This is a genomic window from Microbacterium sp. (genome assembly GCF_049661145.1).
GTDB lineage: Bacteria > Actinomycetota > Actinomycetes > Actinomycetales > Microbacteriaceae > Microbacterium.
The window spans coordinates 1-16,946 of the sequence record NZ_JBASZT010000362.1; the positions used below are offsets into that span (position 1 = coordinate 1).

Consider the following 16,946-nt stretch of genomic DNA (forward strand, 5'->3'; position numbering starts at 1 on the left):
ACCCCAGGCCTTCCCGCGACCCGAAGCCTTCCCGCGACCCGAAACCGGTCCGCGACCCGAAGCCTTCCCGCGACCCGAGGCCGCCGCGCCAAGCCACACCCCCGCGCAACCCGAAGTCGGCCGGCGGGGGCCGGTCGCGCACGCCGATCGTGCTCGGCATCATCGCCGGCATCCTGTTCGTCGCGGTGATCGTGACGATCGTCATCGCGCTCACCAGACCCGGCACCGCGTCACCCGTGGCGACCGCGTCCGCCACGACGCCGCCGACGACCGCCCCGCCGACGGCGACGCCCACCGAGACCCCGGTCGCGCCGGAACCGGCAGCGGTGCAGTTCACCGCAACCGGCTTCATCCTCGTCGACGACACCGGCGAAGGGATCTTCACCTACGCCTGGGCGGACGACGCTGCAGGTGCCGTAACTACGCTCACGGACGCGTTCGGCGCTGAGCCCACGACCCGAGTCGAGCCCGGCAACGGCGGCGACTACCCCGACTACACGGTCTACCAGTGGAACGGCTTCATGCTGTTCGACATGATCCAGACGGCCGGCGGCACGCCTCGCGCCGAGTACGCCCAGCCCTCGTACGTGCTGATCTCACGAAACGAGGTCGGCGGCATCCAGCTGGTCGCCGAGCACGGGCTGACCATCGGGACGACGGTGGATGCCGTCCGCGCACTGTCCCCCGATGCGGAGATCCCCCGCGGTGCGGTCGGGGCCATCCGGTTCGTGTTCGATCAGGCGCGCTCCAGCACCGACGGCGCCCCGCAGTACAGCGTCATCGCCGACACCGACGGCTCCGTCGTCACAGCGATCCTGTACTTCCGCTACTTCCCCGCCTGACGGCCGTCGCCGCGGCGCGAGCCGACGCTTGTGGTCGCCCGGCGGGCGCCGCAGCGGCATCTTGCGTCGGCTCGCGCGCCACGGATGGCGGGTGGGGCATTGCGCAGGGGCAGCGCTGGGCGTAGTGTCGCCCGCCGTGACTGCTATTGAGGGGCGCTGCCGCGCCGCCGAGCACGGAACCCTGCCGGCGAGAGGCGAGACTCTCCCATGACGGATGACGGCCGCGACCCGGCTGAGGACACTACCCCCATCGCCAAACGCATCCTGATCGGCGAGCCCCTGACGAGCGAAGAGCTCGACGGCCAGCTCCTGCCCAAGCGCATGGCGCTGCCGATCTTCGCGTCCGACGCGCTCTCGTCGGTCGCGTACGCCCCGCAGGAACTGCTCATGATCCTGGCTCTCGGCGGCACGGCATTCCTCGCCTTCAGCCCGTGGATCGCGGCGGCGGTCGTGGCGCTGCTGATCGTCGTCGTCCTCAGCTACCGCCAGCTCATCAAGGCGTACCCGTCGGGGGGCGGCGACTACGAGGTGGCCCGCACGAACCTCGGCGAGAAGGCGGGTGTGGTCGTGGCATCCGCTCTGCTCGTGGACTACGTCCTGACGGTCGCCGTGTCGGTCGCCTCGGGCGTCGACAACATCATCTCCGCGCTGCCGGGGCTCGACGCGTGGCGCGTGGAGCTCGCGGTGGGCTTCGTCGTGCTGATCATCCTCGTGAACCTCCGCGGCGTGCGCGAGGCGTCGACGGCGTTCGCGATCCCGACGTATCTGTTCATCGGATCGGTGGCACTCCTGATCGGCACGGGTCTCGTGCGATGGATGCTGGGGGATCCTCCCGTCGCCTCCAGCGCCCAGTTCGCGGTGCATGCGGAGGACCTCAGCCAGGCCGCGGTGATCCTCCTGATCCTGCGCGCCTTCTCCAGCGGATGCTCGGCCCTCACCGGTGTCGAGGCGGTCTCCAACGGCGTGCCCGCGTTCCGGCCGCCCAAGGTCCGCAACGCGCAGGCGACGCTCGTCATGATGGGGTCGATCGCGATCCTCATGTTCTCGGGCCTGACCCTGCTCGCGCTCGTCGCCGGCGTGCACTACGCCGAAAACCCCTGTCACCTCGTCGGTTTCGACTGCCGAGCGGCGGTGCAGCCGAGCCTCATGGCGCAGGTCGCCGCCGCCACGTTCGGCGGCGGCAGCATCCTCTTCTTCTTCGTGCAGGCGGCGACCGCAGCCGTGCTGCTGCTCGCCGCCAACACCGCATTCAACGGGTTCCCGCTGCTCGGCTCGGTGCTCGCGCAGGACGGCTATGCGCCGAAGGCGCTGCGCACGCGCGGCGATCGGCTGGTGTACTCGAACGGGATGATCATCCTGGGCCTGGCCGCAGTCGCAGTGCTCATCGTCTTCCAGGCGCGGTTGACGACGCTCATCCAGCTGTACATCATCGGCGTGTTCGTCTCGTTCTCGCTCGGTCAGCTCGGCATGGTGAGGCACTGGCGACGCGAACTGCGGCTGCTGGCCCAGTCGCGGGCGAAGCTGGCGGGCGCGGACCGCCGCGCGGCCAGGACGGGACTCGTGCTCAACACGCTCGGCGCGACTTTCACGATCGTCGTGCTCGTCATCGTCACCATCACGAAGTTCACGCACGGCGCATGGCTCGTGTTCCTCGCGATTCCCGTGCTGTCGGTGCTCATGGTCGGCGTCCACCGGTACTACCGCGACGTCGAGCAGGAGATCGCGATGGACGACGACGTGCACTTCGGCTCGTCGGGCGACGTCGCGATCGTGCTGGTCGGCAGTCTGCAGAAGCCCGTCGCGAAGGCCGTCGACTACGCCCTCTCCGCGCGGCACGACAAGGTCTTCGCAGTGCACGTCGCCGTCACCGCCGACGAAGCGCGCGATGTGCAGGAGGAGTGGGAGTTCCACCGGATGCCGGTGCCGCTCCTCGTGATCGAGTCGCCGTACCGGCACTACTCCGCACCGCTCGCGCGCTTCATCGCCGAGTACCGCGCGAAGCACGGCCCGTCGCTCGTGACGGTGTACCTGCCGCAGTACATCGTCGGGCACTGGTGGGAGAACCTGCTGCACAACCGGCGTGCGCGGCGCATCGCGCAGCAGCTCATGCTCGTGCACGGCGTGCAGATCACCCTCGTGCCCTGGCTGCTCGACTCGTCGGAGCTGATTTACGGCCGCCGCTCCCGGCCGTCCGCGGGCGACGACCGGGCGGGCCTCATCGCGACGTACGGCCTGGTGTCACACATGGACGAGGAGAGCTGAAGCGGCATCCGCCTGCCGCGCGGAGCCGCCGGCACGGCTCGCGCGGCCGAAAGCGGCTCGCGCTGCCGAAAGTTCCGCAGCGCGAGCCACATTCGGCAGCGCAACGCGGCAGCGGGGGCTTCGCCTCGCGCTACCCCCGCCGCCGAGAAGACCTCATCCCTCACCCATCCAGTCTCGCATCGGCGCGGCGGGGTCGACGGCTCTGCGCCAAGTCAGCCACCGGCCGTCGGGTGCGTCAGCTTTTCAGTGGCGCTGCCGCGCCGTGGGGCGAGAAAGTCTGGGTCATGTTGCGCGACTTTCGGGTCAGTCCGGCGCGAATGGGTCGGCCTCGTCCTTCAGCTCGCGGAGAGCCCTCGTGCGCGCACCGATCTCACGCAGCACGGGTGCCGCGCCGTAGTAGCGGCCCCGCTTGTCGCCGACAGGCTCGAGCAGCCCCGCGTCGACGAGCGCTTTGAAGTCCCGCGTCGCGGTCTGCTCCGATACGGTCTCGCCCGCGTCGGCGAGCGCGGCGAGGTAGGTCGCCCGGCGCAGTCGGTATCCGAAGACGGCGTCGAAGAGCGCGGGGAGCGTGCGCTCGGGTACCCCGAGTTCCAGGGTGATCCGGTCCAGTTCCTCCCACACCCGCTCGCTGGTCTGCACACGCCGTTCCAGCGTCTGCGCCTGGCGCAGATGCGCGGTGAGCATGAACCGCAACCACGGTCGCGCGTCGCGCTCGGGGTGCCACCCCCCACCGCCGACGCGCGCGAGCACGTCGTAGTAGGCCCCGGTGTTGCGGCCGAGGTACTCCTCGACGCTCATGAACACGGGGGCGAGCGTGCCGTCGGCGGCGAGCACGAGGCTTTGCAGGCAGCGCGCCATGCGTCCGTTGCTGTCTTTGAAGGGGTGGATCATCACGAGATTCAGGTGCACCATGGCGGCGCGGACGATGGCGGCCGCCTCTCCCCGATTGATCTCTCCAACGAGGCTCGACATCAGCGCCGGGACGAGCGCGGCATCGGCACCCTCATGCACGATCTCGTTCGTCAGTTCCCGCTGCACGTACACCGGTCCCACCCGCCACCGGCCAGGCCGGTTCTGCAGCGCATAGCTCGTCATCATGAAGTGCAGGCTCTTCACGAGGTCTTCGGAGACGAGCAGATCGTCATCCTGGACAAGTTGCAGAACGTACGTCATCGCGCTGCGATATCCGGCGAGCGCGAGGGCCGTCTCGGTGCTCGCGTCGAGTGGCTCTTCGCCGAGAGCGACGGCGGCCGCGTCGTCCAGACGGGCGTCGTAACCCTCGATGCTGTTCGAGCCCTGGATGTTCCGCGCAAAGGTCATGCGGCGCAGCGCGCCCGACCAGCGACGCGGCTCATAGAGGGAGAAGCGCAGGCTCGTCTTCAACTCGCCGATCTGCGCGAGCACCTCCTGCTCACGACCGTCGAGATCAGGCGTTGCGAACAGCGCGTTGCCTCTTTGGCTGCGGTTGACCATATGACTATTATTAAACATCATTGAGTCACACGGTGCTGCGTGTTCGATTTTTTCGTTTAGCTACGTAGCATGGATGCCTTGAGCACCTCGATCGATATGCCCCGCGGTGCCCGCCAGGCACAGACCTATCTCCCCGAGACTGACGCCCGCGAGGAGATTCTCGATTTCGCCTTGTTGTTGCGCGAGATCGAGGTCCTCCGTACACAGAACTCGTCCAGGGCAGCACTCGTCGATCCCCAGGGCAATGCCCGCCCCATCCCGGATGAGATCTTCCGCATCCTCGACCAGGTGACGAATGCGCTCGCCGCGGGCGAGGGCATCACTGTCGTGCCGCAGGGTGTGAGTATGACGACGCAGCAGGCCGCAGACTTCCTTGGGATCAGCCGTCCGACGCTGGTCCGCCTGCTGGAGGCGGGCGACATCGCCTACGACAAGCCCGGCCGGCACCGCCGCGTCCGGCTGGGGGACCTGATCGCCTACCAGGAGAGCTTCCGCGCCGAGCGTCGCGCCGCGATGCGCGAGTTGCAGCGCGCCGGTCTCGACGCGAGGGCTCAGGTCCGTGACCCTGCTGACCTAAAGCGACTCTCCGAGCTGGACGCTGAGTGAGCGATCGTCGATGGCGGTCGTCGCTAACAGCGCATCGACGCCAGTCCCGGTTCAGGGACAATCCGATCACCTGCTCGCCGGCTACATTGGTCACAAGTTTGCGAACCATCGAGAGGTCCTGCACCGTGACCAAGCGGCAGATCAACGTGGTCGGCGCTGTGCTCGTCGACGATGAGCCTGTGGAACTCTGTCTCTACGACTATCTTCGAGCCGCGGCATCCGATGCCAGCTGATGTCGTGTCGGGGCCGGACGAACCACGCGTCGTCAATTCGATCCAGAGGTTCATCGACATTTGGCGCGACCCCGCTCTTGCCGCTGAGGTAGCCCGACAGCTCACATGCGACGAAGTGGACGCGCTCGTTGCGCTCTTCTCCGTCGTGGGACGCGCCGACCTCGCGGACACCTGGATCGAAGCGCACAGCCCGGGAGACGATGACGGCGACGCGCATCCAGTGCTTCTCCTCGGCTAGCTCAACGCGCGGCCGAAAGTGGCTCGCGCTGCGGAAAGTTCGGCAGCGCGAGCCACATTCGACAGCGCAACGCGGCAGCGGAGGCTTCGCCCGCGCACTACCCCCGCCTCGCGTTGTACACGTCCACGCCGCCCGCATCAACGGCATCCCGGTATGTCTGGAAAACCTCGAGCGCCTCATTGCGCAGGATGCCGTCGACCACACGGATGCCGCGGGCTTCGAACCGGGCGGCCCAGTCCTCGCGCATCGGTCCCTCGTCGAAGGTCGTGATCCGCTCGAGCTCCGGGCCGGACCCCGCCACGACGAGGGTGCGCACACCCGACCACAGCGTCGCCCCGTAGCACTGCACGCACGGTCGCCAGTTGACGACGAGTTCGTGGTCGGGCTGGTCCGCGGCTCCCAGGTCCCACCCGCCGACGGCGCGCTGCGCGAGCCCGAGCGCCGTCACCTCGGCGTGCCCCGACGAGACGCCCGTCGCGAGCACGACGTTCACGCCGACCGATACGATGCGCCCCGTGCCCGACTCGGCGACGAGCGCCGCGAACGGACCGCCGTTGCCCTCCCGCCAGTTGCGGTCGGCCAGGCGGTGCACCAGCCGCATCCGGTCTTCGAGGTCGGGGATCACGTCGGGCACATCGGCCAGCTCGTCGTCGATCCACGCCGGCAACGCGATGGTGTACTCGTGGGCGGTCAGGTGCATATCGTCCTCAGCTCTCATCGTCCCCGGCGTGGTCGCCCGGCGGCGCCGTCAGTCTCCCGCCGTGTCGGCCGCAACGTCGCCCGCTGCGTCGGCGGCAATGGCCGCGCGCACCGCCTCGGGGGTGTCCGGCATCAAAGCCATGAGCGCGCACAGATACTCGAAGAAGCGCTCACCGTCGATGCGCGTGGGCGCGACGATGTTCGGGTTCTCGCTCCGCCAGTCGCACACCGTCGCCCCGCGCGTGAGAGTCGAGCCGGTCTCGACCGACATGCGATAGCGCTCTTCGCGCTCGACGATGTCCTCGTCGAGCGCGAGCAGCACCGAGAGGGAGTCGGGATGCGTGGAGCCCGCGAGACCGGCGGCGATGTCGAAGTCGAACGTGGTCTGGTTCGCCCGGACGAAGAACGCCGACAGCGTCGTCCCGACCGCCGCGATCCGCTCGATGCGCTCCGCATCGAACACGGCATGGTTGAGAGTCAGCGGGTCCCAGCTGACCACCTGGATCTCCCGGAACGGCGCGTCGAGCACGATCGCCGCCGCCTCGGGGTCGACGTAGATGTTGAACTCGGCGGCCGGCGTGATGTTCCCGCGGCCGTTGAGCGATCCGCCCATGATCGTCAGCCGTTCGATACGCGACGCGAACCCCGGGTCCATGCGCACGGCGAGCGCGATGTTGGTCAGCGGCCCGATCGCGACGATGCGCAGGCGCCCGGCATCCTCCTTCGACAGCGCGATCAACGCGTCGACAGCATGCATCACTGCGGGCGCGTGGCCGTCATCGGGACGACGGATGCCGCCGACTCCGTCGCCGTGCACGTCCGCCGCGCTCACCCACGGCTGTACGAGCGGCGCGGAGGCGCCCAGGTGTACCGGAACCTCCCCGCCGCGGCCCGCGAGCGCGACCGTCAGCAGCGCGTTGTGCACCTGCTGCTCGAACCCGACGTTGCCGGCGACCATCGTGACGGCGCGGAGGTCAGCACGGGGGTCCAAGAGCCCCACGAGCAGGGCGAAGCAGTCGTCCGCGGCCGTGTCGGTGTCGATGACGAGGGGGATCACGGGCGGCTCCTGAGTCGTGCTGCATATGGGCGAACGAGGTCTGACGCTACTGCGCCGGAGGTGTCGCCGTGGCGCCATGCGACTCGGGCGGCGGACGTTTTACACGCCCGTAACCGCGGCGCCGGTGTGCGCAACGTGCGCATGGTCAGGTGACAGCAGGCAATCTGGCGTCACGACGGAGGACCCATGACCAAACAGCTCATCCTCGGCGCGTTCGAGGAGTTCACCCCGAACTTCATCGGCAACAGCTGGCACCACCCTCGCGCGAACACGAGCGGGTTCGCGTCGCTCGGGTTCTGGACCGACATGGTGAGAAAGCTGGATGCCGCGGGGTTCGACTTCTTCTTCGTCGCCGAGGCGATCGGCTACCCCATGAACGACGAGGGCGAAGTACCCGAGGCCGTCATCCGCGAGGCGGTGCAGTTCCCGGTGCACGACCCGCTCGCGATCATGTCGGCGCTCGGGGCGGCCGCGCCGCGCATCGGGCTCGTGGCCACGGCATCCACCACTGCGCAGCAGCCCCTGCTCAACGCACGCACGTTCACGACGCTCGACCACCTCACCGGGGGGCGCATCGGCTGGAACATCGTCACGAGCGACAACCAGCAGGCGCTCGTGCGACTGCTGGGGCGCACGCAGGTCACGCCGCACGACGAGCGCTACGCTGCCGCCGAGGAGTTCGTCGATCTCGACCTCGAGCTCTGGGAGGGCGCGTGGGATGACGATGCACTGCGCGCCGACAAGGCTGCCCGGGTGTTCGCCGATCCCGCGAAGGTCCACCGTATCCGCCGCGACGGCCGGTACTTCCGGTTCGACGGCTACTTCCCCGCGACACCGTCGCCGCAGCGCACGCCCGTGCTGTTCCAAGCGGGTACGTCCGAGGCGGGCACCTCGTTCGCGGCGCGGTTCGCGGAGTGCGTGTTCGTGCAGGACCGCAACGCCGGCCGCCTCGCGGGCACGATCGCGAAGCTGCGCGCCAAGGCCGTCGCCGCGGGACGTCCCGCCGATTCGGTCAAGATCGTGAACGGATCGTCGTTCGTCATCGCCGAGACGGATGCCGAGGCGCAGCGCCTGCGCGCGGAACTCGACGCGACGCCGACGCGCGAGGCGACGGCGGCGCTGTTCCTCGGGTGGTCGGGGGTCGACCTGGGCCGGCTCGACCCCGCCGCGACGCTCGACGACGTCTCGACCGAGGTGGGCCAGACGATGCTTGCGCTGTGGCGCAACCCCGACGGCACGAGCCCCACCATCGGGGACATCCTCGACTCGCTGCCGTCGACCTTCGGCGGCATGAAGTTCACCGGTACGGCTGCGTCCGTTGCGGATCAGGTGGCGGCGTTCGTCGAGACGACCGACATCGACGGTTTCCTCGTGGAGAACTGGTACGGCGGCGCCGACGGCTACACCGAGTTCACCGACCTGCTCATGCCGGTGCTGCGCGAGCGCGGCCTGCTCCCCGCCACTCCGCGGACGGGGACGCTGCGCGAGATGCTCACCGGCACCGGCTCGCCCCGATTGCCGGACTGGCACCCGGGAGCGCGATACCGGCGCGGGTGAGCGCCTGCGCCGGTAGGGGCGGGCCCGAGCTTCGGAGGCGCTGAACTGCGAGTCAGCACGCCCACCACCCACACAACGGCGCCTCCGAAGAAGCCGGCTGCAACGGAGCCGGGGCGTATGCCGGGGCGTAGCCTTGATGGGTGACTTCTACCACCGCCACCGTGTCGACCGCGTCCGCCGCGCCGACCGCGACCGCTCAGCCGACGGGCGCGACCGCGACCGCGCAGCCGACGGCACCCGCGCCGCTCGATGCCGCCGCGCTGAGGGCGGACTTCCCGATCCTGGACGAGCAGGTGAACGACCACCGCCTCGTCTATCTCGACTCCGGGGCCACGAGCCAGCGGCCGCTCGCGGTGCTCGACGCCGAGCGCGACTTCCTGCTGCACGCCAACGCCGCCGTGCACCGCGGCGCCCACACGCTCGCCGCCGAGGCGACCGAACTGTTCGAGGACGCGCGGGCCACGGTGGCCGGGTTCGTCGGAGCCGCCCCCGAGCAGCTCGTGTGGACGACCGGCGCGACGATGGGCCTCAACCTCGTCGCATACTCCCTCGGGAATGCCGGCCTGCTCCGCCCCGGCGACGAGATCGTCACGACGACGATCGAACACCACGCCAATCTCATCCCGTGGCAGGAACTGGCCCGTCGCACCGGCGCCGTGCTCCGACACATCCCCGCACACGACGACGGCACCCTCGACCTGGATGCCGCCGCGGAACTCATCGGCGAGCGCACCCGCGTCGTCGCGTTCACGCATGTCTCGAATGTCCTCGGCATCGTGAACCCGGTCGCAGAACTGGTCGGGCTTGCGCGACAGGTCGGCGCGATCACCGTGCTGGATGCCTGCCAATCCGCCCCTCACCTGAGCCTCGACCTGCCGGCGCTCGGCGTCGACCTCGCCGCCTTCAGCGGACACAAGATGCTCGGGCCCTACGGCGTCGGCGGTCTCTACGGCCGCACCGAGGTGCTCGAGTCGCTGCCGCCCTTCCTCACAGGCGGGTCGATGATCACGACCGTCACCCTCGACCGCGCCGAGTACCTTCCCCCGCCGCAGCGGTTCGAGGCGGGCACCCAGCCGATCGGACCCGCGATCGGGCTCGCCGCGGCGGCCCGCTACCTCGACGGCATAGGTCTCGACCGGATACATGCCCACGAGAGCATGCTCGCGGCGCGCATGCGCGCCGGGCTCACCGAGATCCCCGGCATCCGCCTGCTCGGCGACGCTGCCGGAGCCGACCGCGTCGGACTGTGGTCCTTCGACGTCGAAGGCGTGCACGCGCACGACGCCGGACAGTATCTCGACGCGCTCGGGATCGCGGTGCGCGTCGGCCACCACTGCGCCGCTCCCCTGCACGCGCGCTACGGTGTCACCGCGAGCGTCCGCGCGAGCACCGCCCTGTACACCACCACCGACGACGTCGACGCGCTGGTCAACGCCGTCGCCGGCATCCGCCCCTACTTCGGGCTCTGAGGCGTTGGCAGGAGCATCGATATGAACGACCTGGACGCCCTCTACCGCGAGCTGATCCTCGACCACTCCAAGCATCCGCAGCACTTCGGGCTGACCGATGAGGGGGATGCCGACGGCAAACCCGGCACCTTCGGGACGTCGTACCAGAAGAACCCGGTGTGCGGCGACGAGATCACGTTGCGCGCGCGCATCGACGGCGAGACGGTCGCCGACGTGACCTGGGAGGGCAGGGGCTGCTCGATCTCGCAGGCCTCGGCGTCCATGCTCGCCGACCTCGTCGCCGACGAGGGCCTCAGCCGTGCCGAGACCCTGCGGCTGATCGAGGGCTTCCGCGAGGCGCTGCGCTCGCGTGGCGCGATCGAGCTCGACGAAGACGTCTACGGGGATGCCGCGGCGCTCTCGGGCGTCTCCAAGTTCTCCGCCCGGGTCAAGTGCGCGATGCTGGCCTGGGTCGCTCTCGAGGACGCGATCGCGAAGGCCTGAATCCACTCAACCCTCGCGGAGGAACGCAATCGCCGCCGAGCGGAAGACCCGCGAGCCGGGCGCGTTGAAGTGGTGACGATCGGGGATCTCGACGAACCGGCCCTGCGGGCACGCAGCGGCGAGCGCCCTGGAGCCTTCGATGACGGCATCCAGCGAACCGGTCGCGAACATCACCGGCTGCTGCGGCGCGTGCACGGGGTCAGGGTCGACCGTGTGCGACGACCGCATCCCCTCGGCGATCGCGAGCAGCGACCGCAGGTCGTTTCCGGGCACCCGCTCGGCGAGCGCCAGGTAGTTGAGGGTGACCCGGTCGGTCACCGGGGTGCCATCGGCGATGAGCCGGCGCACCTGAGCGACATCGAGACGCGCCAGCGGGATGCCGTCCGGAACCCCGCCGAGCACGGCGCGGGGGACGCGCGGCGAGAGGTCCTGCACGACCTCCCAGCCCACCCGCGCGCCCAGAGAGTATCCGACGTAGAACGCCTCGTCGACGAGGTACGTGTCGAGCACCGATTCGACGTCGAGTGCGAGCTGCCGGATGTCGAACGCGCTCGCCTCGTGCGGCTTGTCGCTCGCGCCGTGCCCGCGCTGGTCGAGCGCCAGCACGCGGAACCCCGCGGCGGTGAGGTCGCGCACCCAGCCGGTCGCGACCCAGTTGTCCTTCGTGCTCGACGCGAACCCGTGCACCAGGGCGACGGTCGGGGCGGCATCCTCTCCCCACGAGTACGTCGCGATGCGGTAGCCGTCGCCGACCATGAGGAACTTCGGTTCGGGCATCTGGGTGAGGAACTGCGGGCCGGTCACGTATCGATTCTTCCGCATACGCCGACGCCCGAGCCCGCTCTCACCGCGTCCGTCGCTTCGCGCGCGCCGTGCCGCGCCGGCGATGCCGGGCGGGTGCGACGAGATCGGTCGCACTCTGCTGCGGCAGCGGGATCGACTGGGTCGTGACGACGGCATCCACCACCATCGAACCGTCGCGGGGACCGACGACCGCGATCGGAGTGGTCAGGGTCGGCTCATCGGGGTCCACCGGCATCCGCGCCAGCTCCCGATGCGCGCGGACGTAGGCCGGCGCGAGGATGAAGACGGCTCCGATCCAGGCCAGCGGGTTGCTCCACACGACCCCGAGGTAGCCCAGCACGTGTCCGAGCACGACGGCCGCGCCGACGCGCATCGCGAGCTCGACGACCCCGGTGACCGTCGGGATGATCGTGCTCCCGAGCCCCTGCAGCACACCGCGCAGGACGAACAGCACGGCCAGCGCGGTGTAGGTGTAGCCGTTGATGTGCAGCATGCGCGTCGCCATCTCGACGACCTGCTCCGAGCCCTCGCCGACGAACAGGCGCACGATCGGGGTGCCGAACGCGATGAGCAGGATGCCGAGGACCACGGCGGACGCGACGGCCATCCAGATCGCCTGCACGACACCACGGCGGATCCGGTCGGGACGGCGCGCGCCGAGGTTCTGCGCCGCATACATGGATGCCGCAAGACCCAGCGACTGCAGCAGCGCGACCGCCAGACCGTCGACCCGCGACGCGGTCGTGTAGGCGGCGACGGCATCGGCGCCGAGGCGGTTGAGCGCGATCTGCACGACGAGGGTGCCGATCGCGATGATCGACGCCTGAAAGCCCATCGGGAGCCCGAGCCGCAGATGCTCGGCGAGATCGGCGCGGGTAACGCGCCCGTCTTGGTTCCCCGAGGCAGGCTTGCTCGCCACGCGGCGCGGCAGCGCCCCTGATAAAGCGACGCGCCAGTCGGCGCGGCGCAGGTGCAGCACCGGGACGCGGCGTCGCACGAACTCCAGGCACAGCAGGACGGACACCGCCTGTGACACGACCGTCGCGAGAGCCGCGCCCCCCACTCCCCAGCCGAGGGGACCGACCATGACGATGACGAGCACGACGTTCAGCGCGCACGCGATCGTGAGGAAGACCAGCGGAGTGCGCGAGTCGCCGATAGCGCGGATGATCGCGGCGAGGTAGTTGAACGCCATCATCGCGCCCGCCCCGAGGAAGCTGATCTGCGTGAAGACGGTCGCCTCGGCCATGAGCTCGGCAGGCGTCTGCAGGAGCGTGAGCGCGGGACCGGCCAGGAGGGGCGCGCACGAGAGGATGACGCTCGCGATCGCGGTGAGGATCGTCCCCGCCGCGACCGATCGGCGCACCGCCGCGTAGTCGCGCGCGCCGAACGCCTGCGCCGTAGGAATCGCGAAACCGCTCGTGAGTCCCCACGCGAACCCGAGCAGCAGGAACAGCAGGCTGCCGGTCGCGCCGACCGCCGCGAGCGCGTCGACGCCGAGGTGTCGGCCCACGACGATGGCGTCGATCACCTGGTACAGCTGCTGCACGACGTTGCCGATGAGCAGGGGCACCGAGAAGGCGAGGATGACGCGCCACGGACTGCCTGTCGTGAGCGAACGTGCCATGGTGTGCCTTCGGGATGTCGGAGCGAGTGCGAGCGGGCGGGGATCGCGCGGGTTCGTGGCGTGATGCCGCGAGCGCGGGTTGTCGGGTCAGCTTTTTCAGTGGCGCTGCCGCGCCGTGGGGGGCGAGGAAGTCTGCCTCAGGTGGCGAGACTTTCGCATCAGCTTTTCAGTGGCGCTGCCGCGCCGTGGGGCGAGAAGGTCCGGCTCATGTCACGAGACTTTCGCGTTAGGAGTGGCGTGGTTGCGGGGCGGGTCTGCGGATGCCGCGGAGACGGCGAACGGCGCCCCGATCGGAGCGCCACGGCATCCACCCTATCGAATCGATTCGAGGCGTCGCAAGTCGGCAATCGAACGCGTATGAACTGCGGTGGATCTCGTGAGGATGCGGACGGATGCCGGCGCTTCGCGCAGTACTGTTGCACGCATGTCTGTTGGTCTGCTCGCGGTCGTCGATGACATCCTCAGCGCTGCGCTCAAGGCGTCGGCGAAGTCGGCGGGCGTCGTGATCGATGACGCCGCGGTCACGCCGCAGTACGTGCAGGGGTTGACACCCGCGCGCGAGTTACCCGTGGTCGGGCGCATCGCGCTCGGGTCGCTGGCCAACAAGTTCCTCATCATCATTCCGATCGCACTGCTCCTGACGGCGTTCGCGCCGTGGGTGCTGCCGTGGCTGCTGATCGTCGGCGGCACCTATCTGTGCTTCGAGGGCGCCGAGAAGGTGCTCGAATGGTTCGGATTCCATCACGGGCATGAAGAGGAGGGCGCGCGGGACGAGAAGCGCCTCGTGGCCGGCGCGATCCGCACCGATCTGATCCTGTCGACGGAGATCATGCTCATCGGTCTGTCGAACATCGACCCCGGGCTCGGGTTCTGGATGCGCCTGGCCGTGCTCGTACTCATCGCTCTCGCGATGACCGCGCTCGTCTACGGCGCCGTCGCGCTGCTCGTGAAGCTCGATGACATCGGTCTCAAGATGGCGAAGAACCCGTCGGAGCGGGTACGCCACACCGGCACGCGCATCGTCCGGTCGATGCCTGCGGTTTTCCGTGTCATCTCGATCATCGGCACCGTCGCGATGCTGTGGGTCGGTGGGCACCTGGTGCTCGCCAACCTCGGCGAGGTCGGCTGGCATGCGCCCATCGATCTGCTCCACGGAGTCGAACACGCCCTGGAGCCGTGGGGGCCGGTGATCGTGTGGATCGGCGACACCCTGATCTCGGCGATCGCCGGACTCGCGGTGGGACTCGTGATCGTCGGGGTCGTGCTCGTGATCGGCAAGGCCTTCGGCAAGAACCTGAGCTTCGCCGAGGGGCACGACTCGCCGTCGGCCTGACAAAGAGGGAACGCGCCCACTATTCCCGAGGCTCGATCAGCTCCCTTGAGCCAGGCGTGGTGCCGGCCGCGGCATGCGCCCGTAGCCCGTCCTCCACCGCGGCGAGCCATCGCCGGACGCTTGCCGTCGCCTCCGGGGTGTCGGGGTAGCGGGCGCGCAGGTGCATGCCGTCTCGCGCGGTCACGAACCACACCATGACGTCGTCGGTCGAGGCGGCGGCGGAGACATACTGCGCTTTCAGGTCGGCATCCTGCGGCACCGGCAACCGACGAAGGTCGAGCCACGACAGCGCGAACATCCCGGGCGGGGTGCGCATGCCACCGTAGGGCTCCAGCAGGGGCCCGAGCGGGTAGCCGCCCAGGGACACCGCCTCACGCACCCGTGCCACGCACGCCTGCGGATCGGGGTCATCGCTTTCCAGCACGGAGTTCGTGACGAACCAGCCAAGGGCGTCGCGCCATCGGGGCTCGTGCCTGCTGTGCACTGGGAAGACGACGCGCAACGGCTGCCCCGCCAGCCGCAACGTGACCTCTGTGAGAACCGAGATCGTGAGCGTCAGCGTGCGCACGCCGAGCGCCGCCGCCCGCTGCTCGAGGCGGTTCAAGCCGTCGGCATCCAGCACGTCGCGCACCTCGACGATCGCGGCCCCGGAAATGGGGCCGGCGTCGCCGGTGGCCGGTGGCGTAGTACGAGGCGGTTCCTCACTCGAGGGTTGAGCCTCCTGCGGAGACCGTCCGAGCGGCGGGGGGCCGTGGCGTCGGGGGGACCGCTCGAGGCCGAGATCCAGCGGAAAGGCGGGCATCATCCCACCGCCCGCTTCCATGATGGTCGCCCACCGCTCAGCGATCTCGGCAGGAGCAGGGGGCGCGGCCGCCAGCATCGCCGTGTGTTCGGCGAACGCGGCGACGGCGTCGGCGACCGGGGCGGCATCCTCGGCGGCGTCCGTCGCCTCCTCGAGCGCCGCCAACAGGTCGCGCGCGGCGACAGCGAGCGACCACATGTCCAGATGGGAATGATCGCCCGCGATGATCACGATCGGGCGCGGATCGGACTCACCGGGCGCCGGGCGCACGACACACAGCGCATGGGACGGCCGCGCGAAGGGGCGGCATATCCGGTCGAGCACACCGCGCAGGACGTCGCGCACCGGCATCCCTTCGGGGACATCGTGCTCCGTCCATTCCCCAGGGAGCATATTCGCTTCGCGAAGGCCGATCGCACCCTCGTCGTGCGTGAAGACCGTTCGGAGCGTGCCGTGGCGCGCGATCAGGCCCAGCCAGGCGTGCTCGAGGTCTCCGCCGCTGGTGGCTTCCGGGACGCGGAAGGAGAACGCCATCCACGACCCAGGACGGTCGCCCACGGCGACGTGACGTCCCTGGTCGAACGAGATCGGAACGGCATCGCCGAGGTCGCCGACGCGCGCAGCGTAGGAACGCAGCCGGCCGGGCGGCAGCGACATCTGGGTGACGGTCGTGAGGCGCATCGCGCCGTAGTCTAGGTGGAAAGTGTGAACGACGATGCTCCACCCGCCGCTGTGTTGAAGGGAGAGTGGGATGCCGCGTTTCGCCGTGCCGGGCGGGGTGCTGGATTACGACCTGACCGGTGATCGTGGGTCGCTCGTCGTGCAACTCCACGGGCTGACGTCCAGTCGTGCGCGCGATGCCCAGTTGGGCCTCGATCTGTCACGCGCCCTGCGCGGACACCGCCTGCTGCGCTACGACGCGCGCGGCCACGGACGGTCGACGGGCGACCGGAACGAGGCGAACTACGGCTGGGACCGGTTGGCGCAGGATCTGCTCGCGCTGCTCGATCGTGTCGCGCCCGACGAGCGGGTCCACGCGATCGGAACGTCGATGGGCACCGGAACCCTGCTGCACGCCGCCGTCGACGATCCCAAGCGCTTCGCGAGTCTGACCCTCGTCACCCCGCCCACGGCCTGGAAGCTACGCGCCGCCCAGGGGGGCATCTATCGCGCCAGCGCGCTGGATGCCGAGTACGGCGGCACCGCGGCGTTCATCGAGTCGACCGGCGAGTCGACCGTACCCCCGGCTCTCGCCGATGCGCCCGACACGGCGCCCGCCATCACAGAGGATCTCCTGCCGATCGTGCTGCGGGGAGCCGCGGCGACCAACTTTCCCAAGCGCAAGCTCGTGCGCACGATCACGGCGCCGACCATGATCCTCGCCTGGACCGCCGACCGCTCGCACCCGTTGAAGACGGCGCGCGCACTCAACGAGCTGATCCCCGGGAGTCGGCTCGTGGT

Annotated in this window: 15 protein-coding genes; 9 read left to right on the forward strand and 6 right to left on the reverse strand. The window is 69.6% G+C overall.

Translation table 11 applies throughout. The annotated features are described in order from the left end of the window. Window positions 1-149: 149 nt before the first annotated feature. Together WBP48_RS14920 and WBP48_RS14925 are read left to right on the forward strand one after the other, a co-directional pair. Window positions 150-842, forward strand: a complete 693-nt coding sequence (locus WBP48_RS14920) for a hypothetical protein (protein ID WP_424441542.1) — start codon at window positions 150-152, stop codon at window positions 840-842. Window positions 843-1,049: 207 nt separating this feature from the next. Further along, window positions 1,050-3,104, forward strand: coding sequence for an APC family permease (locus tag WBP48_RS14925; RefSeq protein WP_424441543.1), 2,055 nt, complete (start codon window positions 1,050-1,052; stop codon window positions 3,102-3,104). A gap of 303 nt (window positions 3,105-3,407) precedes the next feature. Here WBP48_RS14925 and WBP48_RS14930 read toward each other — a convergent pair whose 3' ends face one another. Then, a complete protein-coding gene (locus WBP48_RS14930) occupies window positions 3,408-4,577 on the reverse strand; it encodes a Fic family protein (RefSeq protein ID WP_424441544.1) in 1,170 nt (389 codons plus the stop codon). A 78-nt stretch (window positions 4,578-4,655) separates the two neighbouring features. Here WBP48_RS14930 and WBP48_RS14935 point away from each other — a divergent pair, with 78 nt between their 5' ends. Continuing rightward, window positions 4,656-5,183: a helix-turn-helix domain-containing protein gene (locus WBP48_RS14935; RefSeq protein WP_424441545.1), complete on the forward strand. Its 528-nt coding sequence runs from the start codon at window positions 4,656-4,658 to the stop codon at window positions 5,181-5,183. A 222-nt stretch (window positions 5,184-5,405) separates the two neighbouring features. Then, entirely contained in the window at window positions 5,406-5,654 is a 249-nt protein-coding gene (locus WBP48_RS14940; protein ID WP_424441546.1) for a hypothetical protein, read from the forward strand. 97 nt (window positions 5,655-5,751) lie between these two features. Here WBP48_RS14940 and WBP48_RS14945 read toward each other — a convergent pair whose 3' ends face one another. Next, entirely contained in the window at window positions 5,752-6,372 is a 621-nt protein-coding gene (locus WBP48_RS14945) for a nucleoside deaminase (RefSeq protein ID WP_424441547.1), read from the reverse strand. Between the two features lie 30 nt (window positions 6,373-6,402). Next, window positions 6,403-7,410 carry a nucleoside hydrolase gene (locus WBP48_RS14950; protein WP_424441548.1) on the reverse strand — a complete coding sequence of 336 codons (1,008 nt, stop codon included), beginning with the start codon at window positions 7,408-7,410 and terminating at the stop codon, window positions 6,403-6,405. A gap of 186 nt (window positions 7,411-7,596) precedes the next feature. Between WBP48_RS14950 and WBP48_RS14955 the strand changes: the two genes are divergently transcribed. The 3 genes from WBP48_RS14955 (at window position 7,597) to sufU (ending at window position 10,919) form a co-directional block, all read left to right on the forward strand. Further along, on the forward strand, window positions 7,597-8,967 hold the full coding sequence (locus WBP48_RS14955; protein ID WP_424441549.1) for an NtaA/DmoA family FMN-dependent monooxygenase: 1,371 nt from the start codon (window positions 7,597-7,599) through the stop codon (window positions 8,965-8,967). A gap of 260 nt (window positions 8,968-9,227) precedes the next feature. Further along, window positions 9,228-10,436, forward strand: coding sequence for an aminotransferase class V-fold PLP-dependent enzyme (locus WBP48_RS14960; protein WP_424441556.1), 1,209 nt, complete (start codon window positions 9,228-9,230; stop codon window positions 10,434-10,436). Window positions 10,437-10,457: 21 nt separating this feature from the next. Continuing rightward, entirely contained in the window at window positions 10,458-10,919 is a 462-nt protein-coding gene (gene sufU, locus WBP48_RS14965) for a Fe-S cluster assembly sulfur transfer protein SufU (protein ID WP_424441550.1), read from the forward strand. Between the two features lie 6 nt (window positions 10,920-10,925). Here the strand turns inward: sufU and WBP48_RS14970 are convergent, their stop codons facing one another. Both WBP48_RS14970 and WBP48_RS14975 read right to left on the reverse strand, forming a co-directional pair. After that, the gene (locus tag WBP48_RS14970; protein WP_424441551.1) at window positions 10,926-11,723 is read right to left on the reverse strand and encodes an alpha/beta fold hydrolase; all 798 of its coding nucleotides are present in this window, start codon (window positions 11,721-11,723) and stop codon (window positions 10,926-10,928) included. 40 nt (window positions 11,724-11,763) lie between these two features. Beyond that, window positions 11,764-13,350, reverse strand: coding sequence for an MATE family efflux transporter (locus tag WBP48_RS14975; RefSeq protein ID WP_424441552.1), 1,587 nt, complete (start codon window positions 13,348-13,350; stop codon window positions 11,764-11,766). A 424-nt stretch (window positions 13,351-13,774) separates the two neighbouring features. Between WBP48_RS14975 and WBP48_RS14980 the strand changes: the two genes are divergently transcribed. After that, window positions 13,775-14,683 (forward strand): DUF808 domain-containing protein, encoded by a 909-nt coding sequence (locus WBP48_RS14980; protein ID WP_424441553.1) that lies wholly within the window; start codon window positions 13,775-13,777, stop codon window positions 14,681-14,683. 19 nt (window positions 14,684-14,702) lie between these two features. Here the strand turns inward: WBP48_RS14980 and WBP48_RS14985 are convergent, their stop codons facing one another. Next, a complete protein-coding gene (locus WBP48_RS14985; protein WP_424441554.1) occupies window positions 14,703-16,166 on the reverse strand; it encodes a peptide synthetase in 1,464 nt (487 codons plus the stop codon). Window positions 16,167-16,236: 70 nt separating this feature from the next. Between WBP48_RS14985 and WBP48_RS14990 the strand changes: the two genes are divergently transcribed. Continuing rightward, window positions 16,237-16,946: alpha/beta fold hydrolase (locus tag WBP48_RS14990; protein ID WP_424441555.1), on the forward strand; the 710-nt coding region annotated here is incomplete at its 3' end.

Coding starts and splice junctions, on each gene's coding strand:
- WBP48_RS14925 (WP_424441543.1), top strand. CDS start 1,050: ATGACGGATGACGGCCGCGACCCGGCTGAGGACACTACCCCCATCGCC.
- WBP48_RS14930 (WP_424441544.1), bottom strand. CDS start 4,577: ATGGTCAACCGCAGCCAAAGAGGCAACGCGCTGTTCGCAACGCCTGAT.
- WBP48_RS14940 (WP_424441546.1), top strand. CDS start 5,406: ATGCCAGCTGATGTCGTGTCGGGGCCGGACGAACCACGCGTCGTCAAT.
- WBP48_RS14945 (WP_424441547.1), bottom strand. CDS start 6,372: ATGAGAGCTGAGGACGATATGCACCTGACCGCCCACGAGTACACCATC.
- WBP48_RS14955 (WP_424441549.1), top strand. CDS start 7,597: ATGACCAAACAGCTCATCCTCGGCGCGTTCGAGGAGTTCACCCCGAAC.
- sufU (WP_424441550.1), top strand. CDS start 10,458: ATGAACGACCTGGACGCCCTCTACCGCGAGCTGATCCTCGACCACTCC.
- WBP48_RS14975 (WP_424441552.1), bottom strand. CDS start 13,350: ATGGCACGTTCGCTCACGACAGGCAGTCCGTGGCGCGTCATCCTCGCC.
- WBP48_RS14980 (WP_424441553.1), top strand. CDS start 13,775: ATGTCTGTTGGTCTGCTCGCGGTCGTCGATGACATCCTCAGCGCTGCG.
- WBP48_RS14985 (WP_424441554.1), bottom strand. CDS start 16,166: ATGCGCCTCACGACCGTCACCCAGATGTCGCTGCCGCCCGGCCGGCTG.